4 protein-coding genes and 1 pseudogene are annotated in these 4,320 nt (G+C 70.5%); 1 reads left to right on the forward strand and 4 read right to left on the reverse strand.

Going from position 1 to position 4,320, the window contains the following annotated elements; all coding sequences use genetic code 11:
• Positions 1–224: pseudogene (locus A9O63_RS18395) on the reverse strand (hypothetical protein); the annotation flags it as partial.
• A 77-nt stretch (positions 225–301) separates the two neighbouring features.
• On the opposite strand from A9O63_RS18395, the gene infC reads away from it, so the two are divergent.
• Positions 302–934: a translation initiation factor IF-3 gene (infC, locus tag A9O63_RS18400; RefSeq protein WP_227471864.1), complete on the forward strand. Its 633-nt coding sequence runs from the start codon at positions 302–304 to the stop codon at positions 932–934.
• Between the two features lie 71 nt (positions 935–1,005).
• On the opposite strand, the gene A9O63_RS18405 is transcribed toward infC, so the two are convergent.
• From A9O63_RS18405 to A9O63_RS18415, 3 genes are all read right to left on the reverse strand, one after another.
• Positions 1,006–2,010 carry a molybdopterin-binding protein gene (locus A9O63_RS18405; protein ID WP_069333219.1) on the reverse strand — a complete coding sequence of 335 codons (1,005 nt, stop codon included), beginning with the start codon at positions 2,008–2,010 and terminating at the stop codon, positions 1,006–1,008.
• Positions 2,010–2,981, reverse strand: coding sequence for an XdhC family protein (locus tag A9O63_RS18410; RefSeq protein WP_069333220.1), 972 nt, complete (start codon positions 2,979–2,981; stop codon positions 2,010–2,012). Before A9O63_RS18410 ends, A9O63_RS18405 begins: the two co-directional genes overlap by 1 nt.
• Positions 2,982–3,097: 116 nt before the next feature.
• Positions 3,098–4,320: OmpA family protein (locus A9O63_RS18415; protein ID WP_141703123.1), on the reverse strand; the 1,223-nt coding region annotated here is incomplete at its 5' end.

Genomic DNA, 4,320 nt, shown 5'->3' on the forward strand with positions numbered 1-4,320 from the left:
GCCGCCTGTGCCGCCGTATCCTCGGTCTCCTCGGCCGCGGCCGCAGCTTCCTCGCCGGCGGCCTCGGCCGCCTCCCGCGCCTCGTCGGCGGCGCGCGCCGCGTCTTCTTCTGCCACACGGGCGGCTTCGGCCGCTTCCCGATCGGGCAGATAGCCATACTGATACCAGCCGAAGCCCGCTGCCGCGAGCAGCACAAGCCCGACGATGATCGCAATCCTGTTCATTCCAGCTCCCTCCAGCCACGCCATTCCGGCTGCAGGGGAAAACGTCGCCATGCCGCACCCCGTTCCCCGCAAAGCCCTTGCTGCCTGCCCGAATTCGGTTGAAAGGCAACGGCCGGGACACTATTTTGCGCCGCACAATTGCCAACTGCACAAGGAACGCCACCATAGCCCGCAGACCCCACAACGCCCCGCCGCAACGCGAAACGGGCCCCCGTGTCAACGAGCGCATCCGCTGCCCCGAGGTCCGACTGATCGGCGCCAATGGCGAGAACATCGGAGTCGTCACCCCCTCGCGTGCCATGATGATGGCCGAAGAGGCCGGTCTTGATCTTGTCGAGATCTCGCCGAACGCGGAACCGCCGGTCTGCAAGATCATGGACTTCGGCAAGTTCAAGTATGAGCAGCAGAAACGCGAGGCCGAGGCCCGCAAGAAGCAGCACATCATCGAGATCAAGGAGATCAAGTTCCGTCCCGGGACCGATACCCACGATTTCGACGTGAAGATGCGCTCCGTTCTGAAGTTCCTCAGCGAAGGCGACAAGGTGAAGGTCACCCTGCGCTTCCGTGGCCGCGAGATGGCGCACCAGGAACTCGGTCTGGAGCTTCTAAACCGCGTGGCAGCCCAGGTTTCGGAGGCCGAGGCCGGCAAGGTCGAGGCGATGCCGAAGCTCGAAGGCCGTCAGATGGTGATGATGATCGCGCCGAAGTGAGGCGCCACCCCGGATGAGCCGAAGCAAGGGGGCCAGCGGCCCCCTTCTTCATGTCCGGGCGGCAGTGACCCTCACGCCGGCCGCTCCCTCGGCTGGGGCCGGAGCGGGATCTCCTTCAGAAGCCCCCCCACCCCCATGGCGGCGATCGCTTCGTCATCGACCTCGAGACCGCAGGCCAGCCGCTCCAGCACCCAGTCCGCTCCGTTGAGCGCAGGCGAGCGGGCACATCCGGGCAGGCCGATCACCGGGCGCGGACCGAGCCGCCCGTGAAAGAGAAGATTGCCGGGATCGACCGGCATTCCGAACCGGGCCACCGCGCCTCCCGCGCGTCGCAGCGCCTCGGGGCCCGTGTCCCGAAGGTCGGAGGTGGCCGACCCGGTGAGGATCAGGAGCATCTCGCCCGGCAGCCGCGCCAGCGCCTCGGCCATGGGCCCGGTCTCATGCGCCGTCACCTCTACCCCGGCCAGCTCCATCCCGAGCGCCGCGAGCCGCTTCTCGACCGCGCGGCGGCCCTTGGCCACGAGCTTCGCCTCCTGCCCCGGCACCTCGGTCAGGAGAAGCCCCGCGCTCCGACGCACCACCGGCAGGATGCGGAGCGCGTCCCGCGCCAGCGCCTCGGCCTGCACCAGCGCCGTCTCCTCCACCGCATAGGCGATGATCTTGACCGTGCCGACGAGCATTCCCGGCTCGACCCGCGCAAGGGGCGCCAGCGTCGCCAGCGTAATGGCCGGATCGATCCGGTTCAGCGCATGGATGCGGCCTGCATCGAGCGAGACCAGCCCCGGCGCGGCGGCATTGAGATTGACCCGGCCCGTGAAGGCGGCCGACCGCGAAAGCAGCGCCGCCCGCTCGTCGGGCACGAGGGCCGCGGCCAGACGCGCCGCCGCCGCATCCTCCGGCACGTCGCCCGGGTCGAGCCGGGCCGCCACAACGTCCCGATGCCCCGCCGCCGCCAGAGCCGCAATCTCCGCGCCACCGAGCACGAGGCCCTTGCGCAGCCGCCCCCCGGGCAGGGCCACGGAATGGGCGAGGACTGCGCCCTGCGCCTCGTCGAGCGGGACGGCTCCGAAGCGCATCAGCCGCGCCTCAGCCGCTCGGTGATCTGGGCCAGGATGGACAGCGCGATCTCGGCCGGGCTGCGCGCGCCGATGTCGAGGCCCACCGGCGCATGGATGCGCGCGATCTGCGCCTCGGGCACGCCGGCCGCCCGCAGCCTGTCGAGCCGCTTCGCGTGGGTGCGCGGCGAGCCGAGGCAACCGATGTAGAAGGCGGGACTGTCGAAGGCGGCGAGGATCGCCGGATCGTCGAGCTTGGGATCGTGGGTGAGCGTGACCACCGCCGTCCGCGCGTCGGGGGCGAGTTCGGCCAGGGCCTCGTCGGGCCAGCCGTCGAGGATCGTCTCGCCCGGAAAGCGCGCCTCCGATCCGAAGGCGCTGCGCGGGTCGATGAGCGTGGGCCCGTAGCCTGCGATCCGGGCCATGGCCACGAGCGGCTGGGCGATATGGACCGCCCCCACCACGACAAGCCGCAGGGGCGGATTGTGGATGCCGATGAAGCGGCCGTCCTCCTCCAGCCCCGACCGGTCGGACCTGAGCCGGGCCGCCACGGCGGCCTCTTCGGGTCCAGCCAGCCGATGCCCGCCCCTTTCGGGCTGGAAGACCAGCGCCACCGGCTGCCGGTCAGCGCGCGCCGCCACAAGATCGGCGAGAACGGCCTCCGGCAGGGCGGAGCCCACGGGCTCCACAAGCACGCGGATCGTGCCGCCGCAGGCAAGGCCCACCGCAAAGGCCTCGTCATCCGAGACGCCGAAGGTGAGGATCCGCGGCCGACCGTCGGCCCGCGCCTCGGCCGCCTCGGCGATGACGGCCCCCTCGACACAGCCGCCCGAGACCGAGCCCATCATCTCGCCGTCGTCCGCGATCACGAGCTGGCTTCCCGCAGGCCGCGGAGCCGAGCCCCAGGTCTCGAGCACGGTGGCGATCACCGGCGCACGACCTGCGCGGTGCCAGTCGAGCGCAAGCTCCGGAATATCGTCGTGGCCGGCCAAGGGCGCCTCCCCGTTGTTTCAGCGATCATGCGACGGGGCATGAACGGGCCGCCAGTGCCAAAAGGTGGCATGGCGGCCCGAGGCTGGCAGGCGACGCAGGGCGGACGCTCGCCGGTTCAGTTCGACGCCGTCTGCATCAGAGGCGTGATGAGCCGGACCGCCACGCGGCGGTTGCGCTGCTCCGACCCGTCGCTGTCGACGCGCAGATCCTCTTCGCCGTAGCCCTGCACCACCATGTTCTCCGGCGGCACGTCGAAATATTCGGTCAGCGCGAGCGCCACCGATTCGGCCCGGCGGTCGGACAGCGCGAGGTTCGACGCAGCATCGCCCACGGCGTCCGTATGGCCCTCGATCAGGAACACCTCATCCGGACGCTCGGCGATCATGTCGGCAATCGTCTGGCCCAGCGAGGCGAGCTTTTCGGCCTCATCGGGGTCGATGGCGGCCGAGCCGGTCTCGAACGTGATCTGATCCACGTCGATCGCCGGAGCGAGCGCGCGCACCTCGCGATATTCCCGGATCTGGCGCAGGCTGTAGGTCCGGTCGAGATCGCGCGTGCGGCTCTGTTCCAGAGCCTCGCGCAGGCCTTGATCGTCCCGCGTCTCGACAAAGCTGTAGATCGGCGCCGGTTCGGGCAGACGCGAGACATCGACGCTCTGGTAGGGCTCGAGATCGTCGATCAGCATGACCTCGCGGCCCTGACCGTCGACGGCCGTCCGGCGCAGCACGCGGCCCGAGGCGTCGCGGATCGTCACGATCTGGGTGCCGTCGGCGCGGGTCACGACCGAGCGGGTCGAGCCGTCGTCGAAGGACTGAGTCACCACCTCGGAGCCCGGACGACGCAGCAGCGTGTCATCGTCCTTCAGCACGCTGTAGGTGCCGTCCGACCGCTGCACGACGACCCGGTCGCCGCTGTTCGAGACAACCTCGCCGCGGTTGTTGTTGAGCAGGGTCCCGACCGCGAGGCCTCCGAGCGCGAGCAGACCGAACTTCTCGAAGTTCGAGAGGCCGCCGTCATCATCGTCGTTGTCGTCATTCCGCTCGTCGCGGTTGCCGTCCAGCAGCGTGCGGAATTCCTCGTTGCTCGAGCGGCTGTTCTCCTCGGTGATGCGCTGCGCCCGGTTGGCCTGACGCCGCGCCTGGCGGGCGGCCTCGCCGGCATCCTCCGCAGAGGCGGCAGCCGCAGCGGCGGCCTCCTCGCCCTGATCCTCGCTCTCGAGGATGCGGGCCAGCGACTTCCGCGCCTCCTCGGGCTCGGGCTGCTGCTGACGGGCCCGCCGGGCCTCGTCTCCGGCCTGCTGGCGACCCTCGCCCTCGCGGGCCTGCGCACCGGTCGGGC

The sequence above is a fragment of the Cereibacter johrii genome (assembly GCF_001720585.1).
GTDB classification, from domain to species: Bacteria; Pseudomonadota; Alphaproteobacteria; order Rhodobacterales; family Rhodobacteraceae; genus Cereibacter_A; species Cereibacter_A johrii.